At 42.7% G+C, this 25,583-nt stretch carries 20 protein-coding genes; 5 read left to right on the top strand and 15 right to left on the bottom strand.

The genetic code is table 11. From position 1 onward, the window contains the following. Nucleotides 1–23 precede the first annotated feature (23 nt). The 3 genes from IGI88_RS15380 to nifJ all read right to left on the bottom strand — a co-directional run bounded on the left by IGI88_RS15380 (nt 24) and on the right by nifJ (nt 5,947). Entirely contained in the window at nt 24–1,115 is a 1,092-nt protein-coding gene (locus IGI88_RS15380; RefSeq protein WP_194188491.1) for a CdaR family protein, read from the bottom strand. Continuing rightward, nucleotides 1,112–1,993: a diadenylate cyclase CdaA gene (gene cdaA / locus IGI88_RS15375; protein WP_005235688.1), complete on the bottom strand. Its 882-nt coding sequence runs from the start codon at nt 1,991–1,993 to the stop codon at nt 1,112–1,114. Before cdaA ends, IGI88_RS15380 begins: the two co-directional genes overlap by 4 nt. A gap of 270 nt (nt 1,994–2,263) precedes the next feature. After that, nucleotides 2,264–5,947 (bottom strand): pyruvate:ferredoxin (flavodoxin) oxidoreductase, encoded by a 3,684-nt coding sequence (gene nifJ / locus IGI88_RS15370; RefSeq protein ID WP_086299392.1) that lies wholly within the window; start codon nt 5,945–5,947, stop codon nt 2,264–2,266. Between the two features lie 227 nt (nt 5,948–6,174). On the opposite strand from nifJ, the gene IGI88_RS15365 reads away from it, so the two are divergent. Further along, a complete protein-coding gene (locus IGI88_RS15365; protein WP_016611872.1) occupies nt 6,175–6,690 on the top strand; it encodes a DsbA family protein in 516 nt (171 codons plus the stop codon). 88 nt (nt 6,691–6,778) lie between these two features. Here the strand turns inward: IGI88_RS15365 and whiA are convergent, their stop codons facing one another. From whiA to uvrB, 7 genes are all read right to left on the bottom strand, one after another. Then, the gene (gene whiA / locus IGI88_RS15360) at nt 6,779–7,714 is read right to left on the bottom strand and encodes a DNA-binding protein WhiA (RefSeq protein ID WP_005235679.1); all 936 of its coding nucleotides are present in this window, start codon (nt 7,712–7,714) and stop codon (nt 6,779–6,781) included. 18 nt (nt 7,715–7,732) lie between these two features. Beyond that, nucleotides 7,733–8,734 (bottom strand): gluconeogenesis factor YvcK family protein, encoded by a 1,002-nt coding sequence (locus IGI88_RS15355; RefSeq protein WP_008382192.1) that lies wholly within the window; start codon nt 8,732–8,734, stop codon nt 7,733–7,735. Then, nucleotides 8,731–9,621 (bottom strand): RNase adapter RapZ, encoded by an 891-nt coding sequence (rapZ, locus tag IGI88_RS15350; RefSeq protein WP_429960749.1) that lies wholly within the window; start codon nt 9,619–9,621, stop codon nt 8,731–8,733. The genes IGI88_RS15355 and rapZ overlap by 4 nt, the downstream gene beginning before the upstream one ends. 113 nt (nt 9,622–9,734) lie before the next feature. Beyond that, the gene (locus tag IGI88_RS15345; protein ID WP_005235674.1) at nt 9,735–10,445 is read right to left on the bottom strand and encodes an amino acid racemase; all 711 of its coding nucleotides are present in this window, start codon (nt 10,443–10,445) and stop codon (nt 9,735–9,737) included. Nucleotides 10,446–10,448: 3 nt separating this feature from the next. Beyond that, nucleotides 10,449–11,702 carry a carboxylate--amine ligase gene (locus IGI88_RS15340; RefSeq protein ID WP_035007337.1) on the bottom strand — a complete coding sequence of 418 codons (1,254 nt, stop codon included), beginning with the start codon at nt 11,700–11,702 and terminating at the stop codon, nt 10,449–10,451. A gap of 308 nt (nt 11,703–12,010) precedes the next feature. After that, entirely contained in the window at nt 12,011–14,827 is a 2,817-nt protein-coding gene (uvrA, locus tag IGI88_RS15335) for an excinuclease ABC subunit UvrA (RefSeq protein WP_086299388.1), read from the bottom strand. Nucleotides 14,828–14,840: 13 nt separating this feature from the next. Further along, nucleotides 14,841–16,832, bottom strand: coding sequence for an excinuclease ABC subunit UvrB (gene uvrB, locus IGI88_RS15330; protein WP_008382187.1), 1,992 nt, complete (start codon nt 16,830–16,832; stop codon nt 14,841–14,843). 270 nt (nt 16,833–17,102) lie between these two features. On the opposite strand from uvrB, the gene IGI88_RS15325 reads away from it, so the two are divergent. Together IGI88_RS15325 and IGI88_RS15320 are read left to right on the top strand one after the other, a co-directional pair. Beyond that, nucleotides 17,103–19,256 (top strand): amino acid ABC transporter substrate-binding protein/permease, encoded by a 2,154-nt coding sequence (locus tag IGI88_RS15325; RefSeq protein ID WP_008382186.1) that lies wholly within the window; start codon nt 17,103–17,105, stop codon nt 19,254–19,256. Between the two features lies 1 nt (nt 19,257). Beyond that, complete coding sequence (locus tag IGI88_RS15320; protein ID WP_005235668.1) at nt 19,258–19,995, top strand: amino acid ABC transporter ATP-binding protein; 738 nt, start codon at nt 19,258–19,260, stop codon at nt 19,993–19,995. 52 nt (nt 19,996–20,047) lie between these two features. Here the strand turns inward: IGI88_RS15320 and IGI88_RS15315 are convergent, their stop codons facing one another. Further along, the gene (locus IGI88_RS15315; protein ID WP_008382185.1) at nt 20,048–20,287 is read right to left on the bottom strand and encodes a hypothetical protein; all 240 of its coding nucleotides are present in this window, start codon (nt 20,285–20,287) and stop codon (nt 20,048–20,050) included. 390 nt (nt 20,288–20,677) lie between these two features. Here IGI88_RS15315 and IGI88_RS15310 point away from each other — a divergent pair, with 390 nt between their 5' ends. Continuing rightward, on the top strand, nt 20,678–21,220 hold the full coding sequence (locus tag IGI88_RS15310) for a hypothetical protein (protein WP_429960748.1): 543 nt from the start codon (nt 20,678–20,680) through the stop codon (nt 21,218–21,220). 105 nt (nt 21,221–21,325) lie between these two features. Continuing rightward, nucleotides 21,326–22,081 (top strand): Tat pathway signal sequence domain protein, encoded by a 756-nt coding sequence (locus tag IGI88_RS15305; RefSeq protein ID WP_429960747.1) that lies wholly within the window; start codon nt 21,326–21,328, stop codon nt 22,079–22,081. A 94-nt stretch (nt 22,082–22,175) separates the two neighbouring features. Here IGI88_RS15305 and IGI88_RS15300 read toward each other — a convergent pair whose 3' ends face one another. From IGI88_RS15300 to IGI88_RS15285, 4 genes are read right to left on the bottom strand one after another with little or no spacing between them, the layout of a single operon-like run. Beyond that, nucleotides 22,176–22,631, bottom strand: coding sequence for an S-ribosylhomocysteine lyase (locus IGI88_RS15300; protein WP_008382180.1), 456 nt, complete (start codon nt 22,629–22,631; stop codon nt 22,176–22,178). 12 nt (nt 22,632–22,643) lie between these two features. Next, entirely contained in the window at nt 22,644–23,288 is a 645-nt protein-coding gene (locus tag IGI88_RS15295) for a class I SAM-dependent methyltransferase (protein ID WP_429960746.1), read from the bottom strand. Nucleotides 23,289–23,290: 2 nt separating this feature from the next. Then, nucleotides 23,291–24,436, bottom strand: a complete 1,146-nt coding sequence (locus IGI88_RS15290) for a cystathionine gamma-synthase (RefSeq protein WP_429960745.1) — start codon at nt 24,434–24,436, stop codon at nt 23,291–23,293. Beyond that, complete coding sequence (locus IGI88_RS15285; RefSeq protein WP_429960744.1) at nt 24,426–25,391, bottom strand: PLP-dependent cysteine synthase family protein; 966 nt, start codon at nt 25,389–25,391, stop codon at nt 24,426–24,428. The genes IGI88_RS15290 and IGI88_RS15285 overlap by 11 nt, the downstream gene beginning before the upstream one ends. Between the last annotated feature and the right edge of the window lie 192 nt (nt 25,392–25,583).

Genomic DNA, 25,583 nt, shown 5'->3' with positions numbered 1-25,583 from the left:
ATTCATTCTCTACAGTCAAACGACTAAGAACTACTTGTCGTCGTGCTGCTTGCGGAATTCTCTGTTTGTTCGTTCGTCGTGTCGTCTGTTGAAGAGTTGTCTTGAGAATTCTCACTATTCACTGCTTCATTGCTATCATTGTTTGATTGATTCTCCGTAGTAGCTTCTGCAACCGGTGTGATTTGGATCGTCACGACCGTTGGATTGATTGTTGTCCCCTCAGGCACTGGAATGGTTACTGTCCGTTCCGTCGTTGTCGTGATCTCACTAACGTCCACCGGCACACCGATCTGTTGGGTTTCATCCAAGATTCTTTGTGGTCCTGTCAGAACGGCACTGATACTGCTCATGCGATAAATGTAATGGGAGATCCCGTCTGGAGTTGTCCCTTGTTGTGTAACAAACAATTCAATTTCTTTGCTTGGAGCCTCCATCACCAATGCAACATCTACCGAATCAGGATCCGCGATGATCGCTAATGGATTGTTGTCGCTATCCCAGGCTTCGATTGTTCCATTGACAGTGATCGAATCCCCAGTGATATCATCTGGATTTACGATCGCTACCACTCGGTCGATTTCAGCTAATGTTTGATCGCCAGTTGTGATTTCTACTTTCTGCGGATCGACACTCATTGAATCGACGCCGTAACCACTCGTTGCTCCGTCAGTGGAGATGATGGGTTCAACGGTAAACGTTTGGGTCACTTTTTTCTCGATCGTCACAGTGACTGTTTTTGGTTCGATTTCAGCTGTGACGCTTGAACTAAGATTTTTTACTTCTAAAGGGACCTCATGGGTTCCTTCATCGAGCCCAGTCAAATCAGCTACGACTCGAAAGCTCCGTGTTTCCTCACTACGTTCTGCATTCAATTGTACCCGATTTCGACTAGATAAAGTCACATCCACTGTTGTTTCAAATCCTTGGATGAAGTATTCATCCGTGTCGTAGGTGGTCTGAATCGGTACATTTTCGATCTCTTCCTCATAAGGATTTGATGTTCCCGCAAGATTGACTTGCAGACTTGATCCGCTGGCGATGAAAAACAAAACCAGACTAAAGAACAGCGCTAGTATACCATAAAATACGTTTTGACGACGCTCTTTCTTGATCATTTTCTTCCTCCTTTGTTGACCCCTTCAAAGAAAGATTGCAGCAAGTTGCGTTTGCCAGGTTTTTCTTCCGGAACTAATTCGCGATTCAACACGTCGAGATACTCTTGGCGAGAAAGTTCAGTCAACATGCGATTATTTAGCGTAATACTAACGTCGCCGGTTTCTTCTGAGACGATAATGGTCAATGCGTCACTGACTTCTGATATCCCAACAGCTGCTCTATGACGTGTCCCGAATTCTTTCGGAATCAGTGGACTTTCTGACAATGGCAAGTAGGCACTAGCAACAGCGATCTTATCATCTCTTAAAATGACTGCACCATCATGCAGCGGTGTATTAGGAATAAAAATATTGATCAGTAGTTCGCCCGTCACATCCGCATCTAAGGGAATCCCAGTTTCGATGTATTCTTCTAAACCAGTCGTCCGCTCGATCGTGATCAATGCACCGATCTTTCGTTTTGCCATATATTGAACAGCTTTGTCCAGTGCTTGGACCAAAACTTCATCCCGCCGTTTTTCGTTTTTAGAAGTCTTGAAAAAAGAGCTGCGTCCAAGATGCTCTAGCCCCCGTCGAATTTCTGGTTGGAAAATAACAATTGCGGCGATCACCCCATAAGTAATGACTTGATCCATCAACCAAGATAGCGTCTTTAATCCTACGATACCAGCCAAAAACCTTAGAACAATGAACAGTCCGACTCCTTTGAACAACTGGATCGCTTTTGTCCCTCGCACAAGCTGGATAAGCTTATAAACCAAGTACCAAACAACGATCACATCTAAAACATTTACTAAAAAAGACCAAGAAAATATATCAAATGAGAGCAATTCTCTCCAATAATCTAAATTAAAAAAATCCCTGAAATTTATCAACATAAACAGCCTTCCTTTATTCTTAAGACTTCAGATAATAGTATAACATAGGACCTCTTCAAAGATTTGAAAAAAAACAAATTTATGAAAAAGTTTTGAAAAAATAAACAGCTCTTTTATTTAGTTTACCATTATCATGAAATCATTGTTTGTCAAAGGTCTTAGAAGATTTCATCTAAAAGAGCTTCTTGCACGCATTTCATAGGAAAAACAACAAACGACCCTGAAAAAACGTGATAAAGCGTTTTTCCAGGGTCGTTCCTCAGCTAGCGATTATTCTTGCTGACGACGTTTTGCGCGCGCTGCACGCCGTGCTGCTCTTTCAGCGAGCTGTTCTTCGCTTAACGGCTGTTTTTCTCTTCGCACACGCTCCGTTTTTACTGCCATTGGTTGTTCTGTATCAGTACTTACATTTTTTTCAAGCTTTGCTCGAATTTTTTCTTCTTGACCTGCTAAGCGGGCATAGTTATAGAAACGAGTTTTCGCATCTGAAACGGTTTTTTCAAACAAGGCTTGCGCCGCATTGGGATTGGCAGACTGCAAGGAAGCAAATCGGACTTGGGTCTGCATAAAGGCAGGCATTTGATCAAATGCTGGCTTTTTGAAATCGAGCGTCATTGGCTGTTTCCCATTTTCTGCCAACAGCGGGTTATAGCGGTAGAGACTCCAATACCCTGATGCAACTGCTTCTTGCGCTTCTTTCAAGGATTGACGCATTCCGCCAGCAAGACCGTGAGTGATACATGGCGTATAGGCAATGATGATTGACGGTCCCGGGAACCGCTCGGCTTCTTCAAAGGCTTTGATCGTTTGCATTTGATTAGCACCAGATGCGATTTGTGCGACGTAGACATGTCCGTAGGTCATCGCCATCATTCCTAAATCTTTTTTGGAAACAAACTTGCCACTAGCAGCGAATTTAGCAATAGCCGAAGTTGGTGTCGCTTTGGAGACTTGCCCCCCCGTATTGGAATAAACTTCATTATCTAACACAAGAATATTGACATCTGCACCAGAAGCGAGAACATGATCGATACCGCCAAACCCAATATCATATGCCCAGCCATCGCCACCTATCATCCATTGGCTTGGCTTAACAAACAAATCTTTTTCCTGCAGAATTTTGTTCAGTTGAGGTGTCGTGGAAGCCTCAGCTTCTAAGGCGGCGATCAATTTTGCTGCTCGCTGCTGTGTCCCAGCACTTTCTTCTCGATGAAGGTCCCAATCATCAATCAAAGCCTGCAATTCTTCTGATACAGCGGCTTTCAATGACTGCAACTGGGCTGCTAATTTCTCCCGTCGGGTTTGGTTGGCTAAGAACATGCCATAGCCATATTCGGCATTGTCTTCAAACAGCGAGTTTGACCAAGCTGGACCCTGTCCTAAGTGATTGGTTGTATAAGGGGATACTGGTGAGGTTCCACCCCAAATCGAAGAGCAGCCGGTCGCATTGGCGATCATCATGCGATCACCAAACATTTGGGTCAGAAGTTTGACATAAGGGGTTTCCCCACAGCCCGCACAAGCACCAGAGAACTCCAATAAGGGCTTATTGAATTGGGAGCCCAAAACAGTTCCTGGTTTTGCTGGATTTTCCTTTTGGCGTAAAGTCATCGCAAAAGCCCAATTTAAAGCTTGCTCTTTTTGTTCTTCGTAAGGACGCATCGTCAAGGCTTTCCCTTTGGCGGGACATGCCTCCACACAAAGGCCGCAACCTGTACAATCTTCAACGGAAACTTGAATTCGATATTTTTGGCCGTTCGCTCCTCGCATCTCTCTGACGATAAAGCCTTCCGGTGCTTCGGTTAATTCATCTTCATCTGCCAAAAACGGGCGGATCGCCGCATGAGGACAGACGAAGGCACACTCATTGCACATGGTACAGCGATCTGATAGCCACTCAGGCACTTCAACAGCGATGCCCCGCTTCTCAACCGCTGTTGTCCCGACAGGGATCACCCCTTCAGTCATTTGGTTCCTTACGAGGGTGCCGACGGATAGTTGATTGCCTTCTTGACGGTTGATGGGTTCCACGATTTCCCGCACAAATTGTGTCATAGCAGTGGATGTCCTTTCCGGCACTTCGATTGTTGCCCACTCGCTTGGAACAGGGATTTCTTGTAATAATTCGATGGTGCGATCAATGGCTGCTTGGTTCTTTTCAACGATCGCCATCGATTTGTGCCGATAACTTTTCAGCGCCTCTTCTTTTAAAATCGGCAAGATTTCCTCGGTCGGAATGATGTTTGCCAAGTAAAAGAAGGCTGTTTCCATCGCGGTATTGATCCGCCCACCTAAGCCAACTTCCATTGCCAACTGCATGGCGTTGATGGTATAAAAACGGATCTCGTTTTCAGCAAGATAACGTTTCATCTTCTTCGGTAGATTATTTAAAATTTGCTCTTGTGACCAGGTCGTATTTAATAAAAAGGTTCCGCCTTTTTTGAGTCCTTTCAGCAAATCATACGTATGCAAATACGCAGGCGTATGACATGCAACGAAATCCGCGTGTTCGATCAGATAGGTAGAACGAATGGGGGTATCCCCAAATCGCAGATGGGAAACCGTTAGACCACCAGATTTTTTCGAATCATAGTGGAAATAGCCTTGCACATATTTTTCGGTATGGTCACCGATGATTTTGATTGCTGACTTATTCGCCCCAACGGTCCCATCAGAGCCGAATCCCCAGAATTTCGCTTGGAAGGTGGATGGATCAGTTAGATCTAGCGTGCCTTTTGAGGGCAACGACAATTGCGTCACATCATCCGTGATCCCAATGGTGAAGCGTTTCTTTTGGCTCGCTTTTGGCTTAATCAATTCGTCATAAACGGCAACGATTTGATCAGGCGTCACATCTTTTGACCCAAGACCATAGCGTCCACCAATGATCGTCGGCCGAATCGCTGCATCATACATGGCACTTTGCACATCCAAAAGCAAAGACTCTCCGTTGGCACCAGGTTCTTTGCTGCGATCCAATACAGCGATACTTTTGACGGTAGCAGGCATTTTTTCTAAGAAGACTTCTAATGGGAATGGTCGATACAGATGGATCGACAAGACTCCCACCTTGCGTCCAGAAGCGCACAAATGATCCACCGTTTGCTGGATCGTTTGCGTTGAGGACCCCATCGAAACGATAACTTCTTCGGCGTCCGCAGCACCATAATAGTCCACTAAATCATAGTTGGTTCCTCTTAAAGCATTGATTTTCTTCATGTAAAAACGAACGATCTCAGGCAATGTTTGATAGTGCTGATTGATCGTTTCCCGCTGTTGAAAATGGATATCAGGATTTTGATTCGTCCCACTCGTTGTTGGGTGATTCGGATTCATCGCTTTTTGACGAAAAGCAGCCAACTTTTCATGATTAACCAGTTGTGCGAGTTCTTCATAGTCCAGCACCTCGATTTTTTGAATCTCGTGACTGGTTCGGAAACCATCAAAAAAGTTTAAAAATGGAATGTTGGCTTCAATTGCTGCTAAATGAGCGACTGGCGCTAAATCCATTACTTCTTGAACACTGCTTTCCGCTAGCATAGCAAAGCCTGTTTGTCGAGTGGCCATTACGTCGGTATGATCTCCGAAAATATTCAAGGCATTGGTTGTTACTGCTCGGCTGGCGACATGAAAGACGCCTGGCAGCATTTCCCCAGCAATCTTGTACATATTTGGTACCATTAACAAAAGTCCCTGAGATGCCGTATAGGTCGTCGTTAAGGCACCGGTTTTTAATGAGCCGTGAACCACACCCGCCGCCCCTGCTTCAGATTGCATTTCAACCACTTTCACCGGCTGCCCAAAAAGATTATGCTTTCCCTGAGCAGACCACTGATCCACTAATTCAGCCATGGTTGAACTAGGGGTTATCGGATAGATCGCCGCAAGTTCCGTAAAGGCATAGGAAATATAGGCAGCTGCCGTATTGCCATCCATTGTTTTTCTTTTTCTCATCTATATAACTTCCTTTAATCATCATTTTGCACAATAAAACACAATTCATTATAGCTGAAAATCAAGGAATATAAAAGCACCGGCTGGGTAATTTTCTTTATTTCGTGAAACGAAATACATAGTATTTAGCTAATTTCCCTCCTCATTTCACAGACTCGGATCAAAAGACCTGAGGCTTTTCTTTCAGTAGAAACTTCGGTAAACTAAAAGAAAAAGGAGGAATCTTAATGGATATTTCAATCATCAAAGCACAAGAAACAAATGCGGTAACAGGGATACATATCGGAGACCCTTCCGCTAAACCGATCGTCGAATTTATGAATTTGCGTTGTCCTTATTGTCGGCAATGGTTTGAGGAATCGTTACCGATCTTAAGTGAAGCTGTCACAGCTGGGAAACTACGCCGTGTCATCAAATTATTCGACAAAGAAAAAGAATCATTGCAACGAGGCAATGTGATGCATCGGTTTGTTTCCAGTACAGATCCTCAGGCAACGATCGCTGAGATTACAAAAATTTATCAAACACAAGACGAATGGGGTCATTTATCTTTAAATGAAGTGGCAGAATATGCGAAAAATACCTTAGGGCTATCTGAACAAAATCATCCTGCGATCGCCGGAGAAATTGTGGAAGAAGCGAAAAACGCCAACATTCAATTTGTGCCAACGATTATCTTAGATGGGCACATTTTTGATGAATCGATCACTGCTGAGGAATTAACTGCATTGATCAATGAGTAACCACAAATAAAAGAGCAGGAGCAGATTTGACGCGAACATCCACGTCAAATCTGCTCCTGCTCTTTTAATTCATTTTTATTCCATTCGACTAGCTGACTTGTTCACGAAGATGATCGGCAAATTCGTTGATTTTTCGAATGCGATGATTGATCCCTGATTTCGAGATCGCTCCTGATGGAATCATTTCTCCTAGCTCTTTCAAGCTGACCTCGGGATGTTCCAAACGTAATTCGGCGATTTCTTGCAGCTTTTCAGGTAGAGCTTGCAAGCCAACTCGATCTTGAATAAACTCGATATTGTCGATCTGCTTCGAAGCAGCATCGATCGTTTTGTTCATATTGGCGGTTTCACAATTCACCAAACGGTTGACTGAGTTACGCATGTCTCGCACGATCCGCACGTCCTCGAATTTCAACATGGAATTGGTGGCGCCGATCAGAGTCAAAAAATCAGCGATTTTCTCAGCGCCTTTCAAGTAAGAAATATACCCATTTCTACGTTCTAATGCACGGGCATTCAAACCATATGCGTTTAGCATATCGCAAATATCTTGGTTATGCTCCTCGTAGATGGAATAAATCTCTAAGTGATAGCGGCTAGTTTCTGGATTGTTGATCGATCCTGATGCCATGAAAGCCCCTCGTAAATAGGAACGCATTTTTTGAGTATTGCCCATGATCTCATCAGAAACATGGCTTTGAAACATCAGCCCGTCCATGATATCTAAGTCCAAAAGCACGCGCTTTGTCTCTTGCTTCAAACGAACGATGTAGACGTTGTTCTTTTTTAATTTCATTTTGCGACGGACCAGCAACTCGCTGCGCACGTCGTAATGATCTTTTAGTAAAGAGTAGATGCGTCTGGCAATCGCCGCGTTTTCTGTTTGAACGTTTAAAACAAATTGCTGGTTGTTGATACTTAATGACCCATTCATCCGAATCAAAGCTGCCAGTTCTGCCTTGGCATGTTCGCGATGAACTTCTAATGCAGTCAATTCTTTTTTTACTTCTGCTGCAAAGGACATTAAAAAATCCCTCCTTTCTTAGATTTTGGCCCCGTAAACGATACGTAGAAGTTCTTCAATCACTTTATCTCCGTCATGAAAAACTCCGCCATCTCTAAGCTCCAGAAAGTCAGCTGAAATGACACGGCTGGCTTCTTCTCGCAGTCCTTGGAAATCGTGTTTCACTTGTACAAGATATTCATCATAAATCTCTGGGTCCATATATCCTTCTGGAACTTTCTCGGTGTTGACTAACACCGTATCAATAAAGGGTTTGCCTAAATGCTTATGCAAGACTCGCACATGGTCGGCATCACTAAAGTGTTCGGTTTCACCTTTTTGGGTCATGATATTACAAATATAAACCGTTTCAGCTTGTGTTTCCAACATTGCTTGGCCGATCTCGCTGATCATGAGATTGGGCAAAATACTAGTAAAGAGACTACCAGGACCCAAGACGATCATATCTGCCTCCATAATTGAAGAAACAACTTTACGAGCTGCTTTCGGCTCATCATTATTTTCTTGATTACGAACAAAGACCCGTTCGATCGTTTTGCGATCAACCGCGATTTTGGACTCTCCTACCGCTTCGGTGCCGTCTTTAAAAACAGCGTGCAACACCAATGGCAGATCTGAGGAAGGATATACTCGTCCATCGATATGCATGATTTTCGACAAAATTTGAATGGCTTCATAGGTACTGCTACGCATTTCAGCAATCGCCGCAATAATCAAGTTCCCAAGGGCATGATTGGCTAAAAATTTGTCTTCCGCTTTAAAACGGTATTGAAAAATATCATTATATAATTGCGGCATATCAGATAGAGCCGCCAGAACATTGCGCAGATCCCCCGGTGGTGAAATAGAGGAAACCAAATTGCGGATCTCGCCGCTGCTACCGCCATCATCAGCGACCGTAACGATCGCTGTGATGTCGACACCTTGATTCCGCAAGCTCTTCAGGATGACTGGTAACCCAGTTCCGCCACCTACCACAACGATCTTCGGCTTTCTGATCCGGTACGTTTTCATTTTCATGAACGATTCACCGTCTCTTTGCGCTTATCTTTGTCGCGATGAGTAATATTGACGCGATAGTCTTCTGCCAAAACCGCCCCGATGCGCTCCGATAATGCAACCGAACGGTGTTGACCCCCAGTACAGCCGATAGCCACCGTCAAGCTGCTTTTACCTTCCTTGACATAGCCTGGCATGATCGTTTGCAACAGTGTACTAAATTGCTGATAGAATTTTTCCGTTTCTGGAAAAGACATGACGTAATCATACACGGGTTCATCTTTACCCGTTAAAGGACGCAACTCTGGAATGTAATGGGGATTCGGTAAGAAACGAACATCCATCACGATATCAGCATCGATCGGCAAGCCATACTTGAAGCCAAACGAAAGTATTTCAATACGAAACCCTGTCTCATGAGAAGCACGAAATTCTTGATTGATTTTTTCTCTCAGTTGCCGAGGGGTCAACGTCGTTGTGTCGATAACAATACTGGCGCGCGTCTTCAAATCGTTTAAGATCGCTCGCTCTTTGCGAATGCCTTCCGTAACTAAGCCATCCATCGCTAATGGATGTGCTCTTCTCGTTTCCTTATATCTTGACACCAATTCATTGTCCGATGCATCTAAAAAGAGCATCCGTGTGTCGATAAAATTCGTGTTTTCAATATCGATCAGCATACTTTGGATTTCTTCAAAAAACGATCTTGAACGCAGATCGACAACTAAGGCAATTTTTGTCACTTTTCCTGATTCTTTGATCAGTTCCCAAAATTTAGGGATCAAGCTTGGGGGCATATTGTCGATACAAAAGTACCCCATATCTTCAAAACTCTGGATCGCGACTGTTTTGCCGGCTCCGCTCATCCCAGTAATAATGACCAATTCTAAATGATCCACTTCAGTCATAGGTAAAACTCCTTTCTGAAACAACTCTATTATATCATGCCGGGCGTATCATTGGAACACCGGCATAAAAAAAGACGTTAGCTCAAAAAATGCCGCTAACGTCGCTATCAGCTTTAGATTGCTTGGCGATTTGCCAATGCTTTTTCAATCGTCCGATCAACTAAAATGGATTGGGCATCCACGACTGGATAAGGATTGTCAGTCACAAATTCATCCATCAAGGATAACTCGGTACATCCAAGTACTACGCTTTCACAGCCGATGCGTTCGGTGACTTCTTCCAGTATCTCAAAGTAAAGTTCTTGATCCAGATGATCATTTTCTTTGATTCGATCATAGATCAATGTATTGACCTTTTTTTGGATCGCTGGCTCTGGGAGATAGACATCAAGTCCCAACTGGCGCAATTCTTTCTCATAGATGCCGGCTTTGACACTGCCTTCTGTCCCAAGAAAGGCCACTTTTCCAGTGACGCCTTTTTCAAAAACGACTTTCGCTGCCTCACGAGGCATATGCAAAATCTCAATCTCAGTAGCCGCTTGCAACTCATCAAAAAAATAATGCGCTGTGTTACAAGTCAACACAATAAAATTTGGCTTTAATAAATTTTGTTTTTCGATGTCGTCCATTAAATAAGGAACAGGGTTTTCTAACGTATTGTCTAAAATATATGCCGTCCGATCCGGTACTGTCGCATGATTGAATAAAACATAGTTCAAGTAATCTTGGTCTTTATGGGTCTGTGTCCGTCGGTTTAAAATGCGGACGAAACTTTCCGTCGCTAACGTTCCCATGCCGCCTAAAATACTAAAAAAATTCTCCATCTTCTAGCCTTCTTTCGTATGGAAATACGTTTTGAATCGTTTGTTGTATAGATGGAACATTCTCTTTAATAGAATCCAACGCTTCAGCGATAAGTCTTCTTTATAAAAGACGGTCGTTCCCCAGCGATTGTCTGCTAATAATTTTTTTGCTCGTTCTTTCGCAGGATTTTCTTTTGCGTAAGTCAAGAAGATGTTTTTTGGTACACCTAGCCATAATTTCGCCTCCGGCGCGTCAGCTTTGCCATAAACCGTTTCTGTGTAAGGTTTTTCGAAGACTAAATCTTCAGTGATAAACTTTGCCAAATTCAATCCGCTTAAGGTAATAAAGAAACTGCTTCTTCCTTGACGCAAGTTGATTTCAAATAATTTATATTGCCCGTCGCGCGCATCATATTTCAAGTCAAAATTGGCAAATCCAACATACTCGATCTCTTTTAAAAACTTACGAATCATTTGATAGATTTGATCATTTTCATCTGGAATGATCACGACATAATTCCCAACAGCGCCAGGGGTTGGGTCTTCTAGTAAAGGATGACCTAAGCCCATCACACGAACTTCGTGATTCTCATCAACATAGGCATTTAAAACCCGCATGTTGCTGTCGTCGCCAGGAATAAAATCTTGGACGATCATTTCATATTGATAACCCGCTTGATAAATGCGAGAAACGATTTCTTCAAATTCTGTTCGATTATCAATAATAAAGGCTTTTTTGCGTCCTTCAAAATCAACTGACAGCCACGCGACACTATTTGCTGGTTTCAAAGCCACAGGAAAATCAAAAGGCAGCTCTCCTTTGAACGTTCCTTCCGTCAACAGTTCAGGCGTTAAAATGAAGGTCTTAGGATAAGGCAAGCCATATTCCTCGCAGACTTCGTAAAAGCTTACTTTGTTGATCAACCGTTTTAGTAAAGAATAATCGTTAGCGATAAAGGTATAATAGGGCTTCAATTCTTCTTTATGCTTCGCTAACAGTTCCGCATAACCATCGCCGCAAGGAATCAACAAATATTTCATCGCAGGATCGTTGTAAGTATTTTTTCCTAACTTGATCAACGTTTCAGTGAATCCGGGATCATGGTCAAAACCTTCCACTTGATTGATTTTTACAATTTTACTAAAGCGGGTTGGCGCAAGTTCGGCGCCTGCATAGGCAACTGATTGAATACCATATGCTTCGTGGAACGCTCTGGCCATACCATAAACATTCATATCGCTTCCTAATAATATGGGAAGAAAATTTTCCTGACTCATCAAAAATCACTCTCTCTTTTGAATACGAAAAACGACCTCTCTCGTTTCGTTTAATTACAATAGCATTATAATACCACAAAGAAAAAAGCAATCAAAGTATCTATCTTTGATTGCTTTCTCCCACTTTGAACGGATAGAACTTATAGGCAGTTTATTCAATGCGAATATACGTATACCTATTGCTATTCTAACAAATAAAATTTTGATTTCAAGCCCTTATCATGAAATTTGCAGATATTTCACGCTTCCTTAAACTTTAGCGAAACCTATTGACAGACAAGTGAAAAAGTGAGTGCTTTTTCATCTGCTTAAAGGACTTTTTTCAAATAATGACCGGTGTAGCTGTCTGAAACCGCAGCAATTTCTTCTGGTGTACCAGTTGCAATGATCGTGCCACCGCCTTCGCCACCTTCTGGACCTAGGTCAATCACATGGTCCGCTGATTTGATGACATCCAAGTTGTGTTCGATCACTAAAACGGTGTTGCCAGCGTCGACAAATCGTTCCAAAACTTTCAACAAACGGGCAATATCATCCGTATGCAGACCAGTCGTCGGTTCATCTAAGATATAAAAACTCTTGCCATTGGAATTTTTGTGCAGTTCACTGGCAAGCTTCATCCGTTGCGCTTCCCCACCAGACAAAGTAGTCGCTGGTTGTCCCATAGTGACATAACCTAAACCGACATCGACGATCGTTTGCAATTTTCGATGGATTTTGGGAATATGTTGGAAAAATTCCACTGCATCTTCCACGGTCATATCTAAGATTTCCGAAATGTTTTTTCCTTTGTAATGAACTTCTAACGTTTCTGAGTTATAACGTTTGCCATGACAAACCTCACAAGGTACGTAGACATCAGGTAAGAAGTGCATCTCGATCTTGATGATTCCGTCCCCTTTACATGCTTCACAGCGTCCACCTTTTACATTAAAACTAAAGCGTCCTTTTTTATAACCACGGACTTTCGCCTCATTGGTTTTAGCAAATAAATCACGAATGTCATCAAAGACACTGGTATATGTTGCCGGATTGCTTCGAGGTGTCCGACCAATCGGGCTCTGATCGATATCGATCAATTTCTCAATAGCTTCATAACCAGTAATGGTTTTAAAGCGGCCAGGTTTGTTCGAATTCCGATTGATTTTTTGCGCCAAGGCTTTTTTCAAAATTTCATTGACTAATGTTGATTTACCAGAGCCAGAGACCCCTGTAACTGCGACGAACTTTCCTAATGGAAAATCGACCGAAATGTTTTTCAAGTTATTCTCGGAGGCACCGGTCACACGAATCTTTTCACCATTGCCTTTGCGGCGTTCCGTCGGTGTTGGGATTTCTCGTTTTCCAGATAAGTATTGACCTGTTAAAGAAGACTCATTGGCAGCGACTTCATCGGGAGTGCCTGCAGCGACGATCTCGCCACCTGCATGTCCTGCACCCGGACCGACATCGATCAAGTAGTCTGCTGCCCGCATCGTGTCTTCGTCATGCTCAACGACAATCAGGGTATTCCCGAGATCACGCATTTTCCGCAATGAATCTAGCAAGCGATCATTGTCTCGTTGGTGAAGACCGATCGATGGCTCATCAAGAATGTAAAGCACCCCAGACAGATTGGAGCCGATTTGTGTTGCCAAGCGAATTCGTTGCGCTTCCCCACCAGAGAGTGTGCCTGACGCACGACTCAAGGTCAAATAGTCCAATCCGACATTTTTTAAGAAGCTTAAACGATCATCGACTTCTTTCACGATCGGACGTGCAATCATTTGCTCTTGTTCCGTTAGTTTCAATTCTTCGACAAAGTTCAAGGCATTGTTGATCGCCATCTCACTCATTTCACCAATATGTTTTCCGTTGACTTGCACGCACAGCGCTTGAGGGTTCAAACGATAGCCATGACAAGTTTTACAAGTCAATTCCGTCATATACAAACGCATTTGATCACGGGTGAAATCAGAGTTGGTTTCATGATAACGGCGTTTGATATTTGGTAAGATCCCTTCAAAAGCGACCTCAACATCACGCACCCCACCAAAATCATTCTCATAATGGAAATGGAACATCTCCCCATTCGAACCATTCAAGATAATATCTCTGTGTTCTTCTGGCAATTCTTCAAATGGTGTGTCCATATCGATATTGAATTCTTGACAGGCTTGTTCCAGCATTTGCGGATAATATTGTGAACTGATTGGATTCCATGGCAATAGTGCGCCTTCACGCAACGTTTTGCTTTGATCGGGAATCACTAAGTCGACATCGACTTCTAGCTTCACGCCAAGACCATCACAGTCTGGACAAGCACCAAAAGGCGCGTTGAATGAAAAGAGGCGTGGTTCTAATTCTCCAACCGTAAAACCGCAATAAGGACAAGAATAATGTTCACTGAAGAGCATTTCTTTTTGGCCGATCACATCGACTACCGCATAGCCGTCCGCTAACCGTAATGCCGCTTCAAAAGAATCAAACAGGCGTGAACGTATGCCTTCCTTCACAACAATCCGGTCGATGATGATGGCAATATCGTGCTTTTTATTTTTTTCTAATTCAGGCGCTTCAGAAACATCATAGACTTCACCGTCTACGCGCATCCTTACATAGCCTTCTCTTTGGATACGTTCGAAGACTTTTTTGTGCTGCCCTTTCTTTTGGTAAACGATCGGTGCCAACAATTGGATCTTGGTGCGTTCTGGTAATGCCAAAACTTCATCCACCATCTGCTCAACCGACTGACTAGTGATCTCGATGTGATCATTTGGACAAATCGGGTGACCGATTCTAGCGTAAAGAAGCCGCAGATAATCATTGATTTCAGTAACCGTCCCTACTGTTGATCGCGGGTTCTTGCTGGTGGTTTTTTGATCGATAGAAATCGCTGGACTAAGTCCATCAATGCTATCTACGTCTGGTTTATCCATTTGACCTAAAAACTGACGGGCATACGCCGATAGACTTTCTACATATCGGCGTTGTCCTTCGGCATACAACGTATCAAAAGCTAAGGAACTTTTCCCTGAACCCGAAAGACCAGTAACAACAACGAGTTGGTCTCTGGGAATCGTCACATCGATATTTTTTAAATTATGGGCCCGTGCCCCATGGATCACGATTTTATCATTTGCCATAGTGTTTCTCCTTCTAATCAGCAGCTTTTAGCTCAAGAATAGTATCTCTTAAGGTAGCAGCCGTTTCAAAATCCAATGCTTTCGCAGCATCTTTCATCTCTTTTTCTAGCTTCAACAACAAGGTTGCTTTTTCCTCACGACTCAGTTCTTCATAAGAAGTCGTGGTGTATTCACCGGTCTCTTCTGCCACTTTTGTGATCGCGATCAGATCGCGAATTTCTTTAATAATGGTTTTCGGTACGATCCCATGTTCTTCGTTGTAGGCTTCTTGGATACTTCGGCGTCGCGCCGTTTCATCGATCGCTCGCTGCATCGAATCAGTCATTTTATCAGCGTACATGATTACTTTTCCTTCAGAGTTTCGAGCTGCCCGTCCAATGGTTTGGACTAATGAGCGTTCGCTGCGCAGGAAGCCTTCCTTATCGGCATCAAGAATCGCAACCAGAGAAACTTCCGGCACGTCTAACCCTTCTCGCAGTAAGTTGATTCCGACCAGTACATCAAATTCACCGAGGCGCAGGTCTCGAATGATCTCTGTTCGTTCCAATGTTTTGATGTCACTGTGCAAGTATTTGACTTTGATCCCTAATTCTTTGAAGTAATCCGTCAAATCTTCAGACATTTTTTTCGTCAAGGTCGTCACAAAGACCCGTTCATTTCGCTCGACGCGCTCATTGATTTCTCCCACGAGGTCGTCAATTTGACCCATGATCGGTCGTACTTCGATCACCGGATCTAACAGACCAGTTGGTCGAATGATTTGTTGAACGACGGTATCGGTTTGATCGTATTCATAGGGGCCAGGTGTTGCTGACACATAGACGATTTGATTGACATGTTTCTCAAATTCTTCCAAGCGTAACGGACGGTTGTCCAGTGCAGAAGGCAAACGGAAGCCATAATCCACTAACATTTGTTTTCTAGCACGGTCACCATTATACATCCCACGAACTTGGGGCATCGTTACGTGTGATTCGTCGATTACTAATAGAAAATCATCTGGGAAGAAATCCAATAACGTATAAGGCGGTTCGCCTTCTTTTCGTCCATCCATGTGGCGAGAGTAGTTTTCGATTCCTGAGGTATACCCCATTTCTCGCATCATCTCAATATCATAGTTGGTTCGCTGCTCTAAACGCTGTGCTTCCAGCAGCTTATTTTCTGCTCGCAAAACTTTCAGTCGTTCATCGAGTTCACTTTGGATTGAAGCGATCGCATGTTCCATATGGTCTTCATTGGTCACAAAGTGGGTTGCCGGAAAGATCGACACATGTTCGGTGTCACTCATGATCTCGCCCGTCAAGGCATCAACTTCACGAATCCGATCGATTTCATCGCCAAAAAACTCAATGCGCAACGCTCGCTCATCACGAGAAGCTGGGAAAATCTCCACAACATCGCCGCGCACGCGAAAACGCCCCCGTTGAAAATCGATGTCGTTTCGTTCAAATTGGATCTCGATCAATTCTTTTAATAGTTGATCCCGAGACTTTTCCATCCCTACTCGTAAAGAAACAACTTGTCTTGCATACTCGATCGGCGAACCTAAACCGAAAATACAAGAGACAGAAGCTACAACAATCACATCGTTTCTCTCTAATAAAGAACTTGTCGCCGAGTGACGGAGCTTATCGATTTCATCGTTGACACTGGAGTCTTTTTCGATGTATGTATCACTGGAAGGAACATACGCTTCTGGTTGATAGTAATCATAGTAACTGACAAAATACTCGACTGCATTATTTGGAAAGAAATCCTTAAACTCGCCATATAATTGTCCAGCCAATGTTTTATTATGGGCAATGATCAATGTCGGTTTATTGACTTCCTTGATTAGATTAGAAATCGTATAAGTCTTACCGGTCCCAGTGGCTCCCAACAAAATCTGTGCTTTTTTTCCACCGACCACCCCGTCAACCAATTGATGGATCGCTTCTGGTTGATCCCCAGCTGGTTGATATTTTGATACTAAGTCAAATTCATGGGAAGTTGTTCTTTCGATCATCTTCATTCCCCCTCGATTATTCTAAACGACAACAAAAAAAGAAAAACTCGCTGCCGCTTTTCCATAAATAAGTATATCATAGCGAACATACTTTCGCCATCATTTGCTATGAAAGTTTCATGCGATTAAGCATAACTTAACATGTTTGATTTTCTAACATCTAATGTGAGGTTTAAACGATTTTGTCATATTTTTAAAGAGAAAGACTTGTGTGTTGAAGAAAAAATCCATATAATCTATAAATACGTTATATCTAAAGGGGGAATTTTCTTGAAAAGAAAACACATGTCCTTCGCTTTAATCGCGCTGATTATCAGCATTTTTACGCTCTCAGTAAAGTCAGCAAGTGCGGAGGAAACTACGTATAAGATAGGAACAGATTTAACATTTGCTCCTTTCGAATTCCAAAATGAAAATAATGAATACGTTGGGATCGATATAGATTTATTAAATGCGATCGCAGAAGATCAAGGTTTTGCAGTTGATTTACGTCCTTTAGGTTTTGACGCCTCCATTCAAGGCGTGCAATCAAATCAGTTAGATGGCATGATCGCTGGGATGAGTATCACAGATGAACGTAAAGAGACCTTTGATTTCTCTGATCCTTATTTCGATAGTGGGATTCAAATGGCAGTAGCTGCTGACAATGACAGTATTACTAGCTACGAGGATCTTGAAGGCGAAACGGTCGGTGCAAAGGTTGGTACCGAAAGTGCTCGCTTTCTAGAAAGCAATAAAGACCAATATGGCTACGACATCAAATTATATGATGACGCTACTGGACTATATGGCGCTGTACGCAATGGTACTGTGGCAGCCGCTTTTGATGATTATCCAGTGCTTGGCTATGCTATCAACAATGGCGAACCGATGAAACTTGTCGGCGAACCTGAAAAAGGTGCTTCTTACGGATTTGCCGTCAGAAAAGGCCAAAACCAAGAACTCCTTGAAAAATTCAATGCTGGTTTAGCCAATATGAAAGCTTCCGGCAAATACGACGAAATCGTCAATACTTACATCACAACGTCTGATACAGATGCAGGCACTAGTGAAATGGTGAAAGTCGAACCAAAGAAAGATGTTTACCGAATTGCCAGTGACTCAGCCTTCGCTCCATTTGAATTTCAAAATGAAGACAATGAGTATGTAGGGATCGATGTTGATTTAATGAACCGGGCGGCAGAATTGCAAGGGTTCAACATCGAATTCAATTTCATCGGTTTTTCCGGAGCTTTGCAAGCGTTGGATGGTAACCAAGCAGATGGGATGATCGCTGGGATGACAATCACTGATGAGCGTCGTCAATCCTATGACTTTTCTGATTCTTACTTTGAAAGTGGTATTCAGATTGCTGTAAAAGAAGGCAATGATTCCATCAAATCCTATGAAGATTTAGATGGAAAAACCGTCGGTGCAAAAGTTGGGACAGAAAGTGCAGACTTCTTGATCGCCAACGAAGAGAAATATGGCTATTCGATCAAATATTATGATGCTGCCGATCAATTATATGCGGCTGTTAACGGCGGACAAATTGATGCCATGATGGATGATTATCCAGTGATTGGTTATGCCATCAGCCAAGGACAAAAACTAGTGACACCGATTGAAAAAGAATCTGGTGGTCAGTACGGTTTTGCGGTGAAAAAAGGCCAAAATCCTGAACTGATCCAAATGTTCAATGAAGCATTGAAAGAAATGAAACGGACTGGGGAGTACGATCAAATCATCAATAAATACATTGAAGATGGATCTGCCACAGAAAAACGAGTGGATGAATCAACGATCACTGGTTTGATCAGCAACAACTATAACGTCTTGTTAAAAGGATTATGGAATACCCTTTTACTAGCATTGATTTCTTTTGCCTTAGCATTAGTGATCGGAATCATTTTTGGACTATTTAGTGTTGCTCCAATCAAAGCATTGCGGGTTTTTGCAGGGATCTATGTTGACATCATTCGTGGTATTCCTATGATGGTATTGGCTTTCTTCATCTTCTTCGGCCTCTCCGATGCGATTGGTATCACGATTCCGGACTTTGCTGCTGGGGTCATTACATTGACCTTAAATGCCAGTGCCTATATCGCTGAGATCGTCCGTGGTGGGATCAACGCGGTGCCAAAAGGTCAGATGGAAGCCTCTCGTAGTTTGGGGATGACCTACACTCGGACAATGCAGAAAATCATTTTACCGCAAGCGATCAAAATCATGATTCCATCTTTCGTTAACCAATTCGTTATCTCGTTGAAAGATACAACGATCATCTCGGTTATTGGAGTCGTAGAATTATTGCAAACTGGGAAAATCATCGTTGCACGAACCACACAAAGTACCTATGTCTACTTGATCATCGCGATTATTTACTTAGTCGTGATCACAGCTTTAACGAAACTTGCAAAAGTTTTAGAAAAGAAGGTGAAATAGCATGAAAGAAAAAATCTTAGTTGAAAATCTTGTAAAAAAATACGGCGACAATACCGTATTGAACAATATCAATGTTTCAATCGCTGAAGGAGAAGTCGTTTGTGTGATCGGCCCTTCAGGATCTGGGAAATCGACGTTCTTACGCTGTTTGAACCGCTTAGAAGAACCAACCAGCGGCGATATTATCGTTGACGGCGCACATCTGATGGATAAAAACACCAATATCAATGCTGTTCGTCAACATATCGGCATGGTGTTTCAGCATTTCAATCTCTTCCCTCACTTGTCGGTTTTAGAAAATATTATTTTAGCTCCAATGGATCTAAAAAATGCTTCTCGGCAAGAAGCGGAACAAAACGCGATTCGTTTATTAGAGACGGTGGGTTTGGCAGATAAAAAAGACATGTACCCGGACAATCTGTCTGGAGGACAAAAACAACGGGTGGCAATCGCTAGAGCCTTAGCAATGAATCCCGATGTGATGTTGTTCGATGAACCAACCTCCGCCCTCGATCCAGAAATGGTTGGAGATGTACTCAATGTTATGAAGGATTTGGCAAAACAAGGAATGACCATGGTAATCGTTACTCATGAGATGGGCTTTGCCAAAGAAGTAGCAAACCGTGTGATGTTTATTGATGGCGGTAATTTCTTGGAAGACGGTACACCTGAGCAAATCTTTTCCAACCCTAAGCACGATCGTACGAAAGATTTCTTAGACAAAGTATTGAATATCTAAAAAAATCCTCTGCAACAGCTCTTTTCTCGGACTGTTGCAGAGGTCTTTTTTTTTATTGATTTTTTCGTTTGGTTTCTTCTGAAATCCGCTTTTGATTTTCACCTAAAAATACTTTTGTATCGATAGGGTTGGCTTTGTTCGCCCCTCCGACGCCAGTATCAACCATCTTTCCCCAACCCTTCAATGGCTCTTTCCCTGCTGCACGAAGTTGCGCATTTTTTAAACGTAACGCTTGTTTTTTTGCTTCTTTTTTCGCTTGATGTTTTGCTTGCCACTGCTTTAAGATGCTCATCTTCATTCCCTCCTCTCCTTGTTATGAATCCTTACATAAATTCTTAGCAACCGGTATGCTGGTTCCTGTTGACCTGGTAAGAGTAAACAGGGTTCACCTTTAAAATAGCAAATTTTTATTGAGTAGTTAAATCTATTATAACATTTCCTTTTCACCATCGTAAGCTGCAGATACTAATTTTACTAAAACCATGAAAGGACATTTGAAATCAAGTAGCCAGATCAGAAGCAACATGTTACACTTATTAAACAACACTCCCTCCAAACCAAAATAGGTATACAAACGTTTTTCTTTTTTATTTTATAGCAAATGACGGGGTTTTCCTAATAAAAAACCAACATTAAAATAACAAAGGAAGGCCAAGAAAATCATTTTGGAGGAACCTATCTTATGAAAACCATCATTTTATTTTTCCCACTAGTGATACTCTCCCTCTTTCTCACTGGCTGTACCTTGATTGACGAAATCATGGATGACAACACCAAAAGCAGTTTTTCACCAGAAGCAACGTCGTCTTCTCAATCTTTGTCAGCTGATTCAGAAACCAGAGCTTCTTCTTCCAGAACTGAGAACCATGCATCAGAACCCGCATCAGAAACAACTCCTTCTTCTGATGACGTTGCACAAACTCAGAGCAGTACCGAAACAGTTGCCCCTCAATTTTCGTATTGTGAACAATTGCAGATCGGGCTGCCGCGACGGTGGAATCGAACAGTCAACAAAGACTTGCTCCATCAACTGCAAATAGGAATGTCTTGCGATCAAGTTCTTGAAATCATGGGTGGCCTTCCTTCTTGGCGACTAGCAGTCGTAGGTGTGGAATCCAATGCCTGGATCAATTCCGATGGTGAAGCAATCATTGTCACTCTTATTAACCGAATCGTTTCTGATGTGGCCTGGCATGATCAGTTTTCTGAAACAGAAATTAAGTAATCCATTAAGCGATCTCACGTGACTGATATTGGTAAAACGCAGGATGAAATTCAATCACCACTTTTATCAGAAGTCATCTAAAAAACTTGGGAGTTGAAGGATCAAATGAAACTGAGTCGACTTAGAAAAAAAATCCGGGAGCATAGCAGAAGAAGCCTTTTGCTTTCTTTGGGTATCAGTTGTTTTTTGCTTGGCGCTGCCCTCTTCTACAGCGAAAACCAGCCGGCAGCTGCCTACGAGCAGTTTTTAGAGATCGATTACTTAACTGCTTTACTGGAAGAAAGACCTTCCCCTGAGTCCATCAGCGATCTTGGCCTCGATCTCATCAAACGTAGTGATCGGGTAAACCAAGAGCGCAGTGCCATCAACCGAAAGCGGCGCCGCGAAAATGTGATCGTCACAGAAGAGACTAGAAAAGTTTTTTCTCCCGATCAAGGAGCAATGGTTGATGAAGTAAGAAAAGTAACCACTCGCTTACCTGATTCAGCCATTGATTTGTTATCAATGATGGTTGATAGCAGCGCTCTCGAGACAAAAAGAGTGCCTTTAGGTTCACGGGATAAACTGTCCAAAATCAGCTTTGATTTTGACTTTGATGATTCTGGTGATGAAAGATTAGCGAAAATCACATTGGTTGATGTCCCAGAATTTTTCGGTATTGATTTCTCACAATTCGAGAAAGAGGCTGATGTTGAGGAGATCAAAGAGACATTGATCGTACAGTATGGTTTAGATGCTCACATCAGGGACGTTAGCGCCATTCGGAGACTTTTCTTTGTTCATGAAGGATTTGAGTTTTACATTAGTCATACCTACAATCCGAATGGAGTCGGCATCACCGTCCAAGCGGTAGAACCATAAACGAAAAATAGTGAATCCCCCTCTCTTTGCGGGATTAACAAAAAAAGCGTCCGCGAATACAAACGCAGGCACCTTTTTTCTACTTCTATTTTGTTTAGGCAAAAACGGTCGACCAATTGTCACGTTCATCAAGAAATTCTTGCGCTAATTTTTGCGCACCTTCTAAGGTATGGTTCGCCGCCCAACCGCATTGCACTTCATTGCTGGCAGGTACTTCAGTTGCTTGCAAAACATCCTTCATGGTTTTTTCTAGGACTGTCAAAATCTCTTCATAATCGTCATGATTCAAGACAGTCAGATAGAAGCCGGTTTGGCATCCCATGGGTGACCAATCCACGATATAATCTGCATGATTACGAATCAACTCTGCCGTCAAATGTTCTAAAGAATGCAGACTTGCCATATCCATATGTGCTTGGTTCGGCTGCTTCAAACGAACATCATATTTGATGATGGTATCATTTGTTCCTTGTTTTTTATCGGCAACCCGTACATAAGGTGCTTTGACTTTCGTATGATCCAAATTAAAGCTTTCAACATTCATTTTCATTGTACTTCTCTCCTACTCTTTTTGTGCTTCCACAAGCCAAACATACTCATTGATTTGCTTAAAACGACTGGTAAACCCATGTTGGCGAAAATATCGTTCGATATCCGCAGTAACTGGATAGTACTCCCGTTGCAGATCAGCGGCTAGTCGCTGGTGTCCAGCTTGCCGCGCTTCATCGATTAGCTCCATTTTTCGGGCTAAGGAAAGAAACATCGTATCCCCGAAAAGCACTTTCCCGCCTTTTGGCAGCATCGCCGCATATTTGCCGATTGCCCGTTGTTTTTCGTCCTCCGTAAGATGATGAAAAACATAGGTAGAAACGATCGTATCGATTACATCCGTGATTTCAGGAAAAATCTCCATATCACCATCTACAAAAGTCACTTTAGAAAGACTGGGTTTTGACTTGGCGATCCGCCGCATCTCTGGCGATGGCTCGATTGCCAGCACGTTTTTCCCTTGATCAAGTAGAGCTTGTGTTAGATTTCCAGTTCCACTACCAAATTCTACCACAGACCGCCCTGCCTTTTCAGCAATTTCAGATAGTAACTGTTCATATTTGAAAAAAACCGCTCGATATTCTTCATCCTTACCTGCAACTGTTTCATCGTACTCAGCTGCCCAGTCAGAAAAAATTGGAATAAACTCTCTGCCCATCACTAGCTACCTGCCTTTTCAAACGCTTGTTCTAAATCCGCCAGAAGATCCTCACTGTCTTCAATGCCAACCGACAACCGAATCAGTCCTTCTTTGATCCCTGATTGCTGGCGGATTTCTTTAGGGATTGAGGCATGAGTCATCACGGCTGGCACTTCAACCAAACTTTCCACCCCACCTAAACTTTCTGCTAAAGTAAAAATCTTTAATGATTCAACAAAGCCGGCTGTTTTCGTTTCATCGTTTAGTTCAAAAGATATCATACCGCTATACCCAGACATCTGTGATTTGGCGATCTCATAACCTTCATGGTCAATCAATCCTGGATAATAAACCTTTGCGACAGCTTGATGTGCTTGTAAGTAGTGGGCAATTTTCATCGCATTGTTTTGATGTGCTTTCATCCGCAAAGCAAGTGTTTTGATGCTTCGCTGGATCAACCAGCTATCATGAGGCCCCAATACACCGCCAATAGCGTTTTGTAAAAAGGCAATTCTTTCGGCGATTAGCGGCTCTTTGGCAACCGCTAATCCAGCTACTACATCACTGTGTCCACCGAGATACTTGGTAGCACTGTGAATCACAATATCTGCGCCTAATTGTAGCGGCTTTTGAAAATATGGCGTCGCAAAGGTATTATCCACGATCGTCAAGAGATCGTGCTGGGCAGCTAGTCTCGCAACCGATTTGATATCCGTGATTTTTAACAGCGGATTCGTCGGTGTTTCCAGAAAAATCGCTTTGGTCTCCGGAAGAATTGCTGTTTCAATAGCAACTAAATCATCGGTTTTGACAAGTGAATAAGTCAACCCGCTTTTTTCTAATACTTGATGAAGCAAACGAAATGTCCCACCATAAACGTCATCTCCTAAAATGACATGATCTCCTGTCTGAAAAAGCGTGAAGATCGCATGGGTGGCTGCTAATCCAGAGGCAAAAGCAAACCCTTGAGCGCCTTCTTCAAGATCCGCAATCAATTCTTCTAAGGCAAAACGAGTTGGGTTGCCTGAACGACTGTATTCATATTGCTTTGGCTGACCAAGAGCATTTTGCCGATAGGTAGATGTTTGGTAGATTGGCACACTGACTGCACCGGTGAGTTCGTCTTCGCTGATACCGCCGTGAATTACTTTTGTATTAAAATGCATTGTTTGTTCCTCCTATGAATGGTGTGATTGCTGATTGGCCAGCATAAATCTTTTTTGATAGATAGCGGTCGCCACCATCGGGAAAGACTGTGGCGATCGAGCTTCCGGTTGGTAATTCGAGGCTTTCTTTTACTGCTGCTGCCATCACGGCTCCACTTGAACTTCCAACAAGCAGACCATAGTTTCTTGCCAAGTAACGAGTAAAGGCAAAGCCTTCGGCATCACTTATCGTATAAATGTTATCAATAAGCAAATCGTCAAAAAATTGTGGAATGAACTCAACACCGATCCCTTCAATCTCGTGGCCATGGGCAGGACCGCCGTTCAAGATTGATCCTTCCGGTTCAACAACAGCAAGACGAGTGCTTGATTTTTGCTTCTTTAAGTACGTCGCGACACCCGCAAAAGTACCACCACTGCCAGCGCCTGCAACAAAGCTGTCAATTTTTCCATGTAATTCCTGATAGATCTCAGGCCCCAATGTTGCTTGATAGGCTGCAGGATTGTTCTGATTATGAAACTGCAATGGCATAAAACTATTCGGCTGTCCTTTTGCTAATTCCTTTGCTTTTTCGATTGCCCCTTGAATGCCAGCTTTCGTTGGTGTATGAACGATAGTTGCGCCTAATGCCTCAATCAATTGCTGCTTTTCAATGCTGAATTTCTCTGGAATAACAAAAATCATTTTTAGTCCATGCTCGATCCCGGCAATAGCTAAGCCAATCCCGGTATTTCCGGCTGTCGGTTCAATTACTGTTGTCTCATGATTGATTGTACGCTCACGAAATGCCTCATCGATCAAGTACTTTCCTAAGCGGTCCTTAATGCTGCCACCAGGATTTAAATATTCAAGTTTCGCATAGATTTTACTTCCCTTTTTTCCGCCTAAAGCTGCGGCATCAAATTCAAAGAGCGGGGTATGCCCTATCAATTCTTTTACATTTTTAACGATCATCGTTTGACTCCTTATTCAGATTTTTAGGCAAAACTTGTAAGCTTCATATACCTATTTTGGCTTGCAATCATCAGCCGTCGCCATTGAAAGCGGTAAAAAAAAGCAAACAAAAAGGGGTACTGACTATTACATCAGTACCCCAAAAAAATGTCGTCTTATCCGGATAGAAGCGAATCACTAAAAAAATCAGCG

It is taken from the genome of Enterococcus sp. AZ179, from assembly GCF_050498885.1.
In the GTDB taxonomy this organism is placed as follows: Bacteria; Bacillota; Bacilli; order Lactobacillales; family Enterococcaceae; genus Enterococcus_D; species Enterococcus_D entomosocium.
This window is presented reverse-complemented; position numbering and strand designations above follow the sequence as displayed.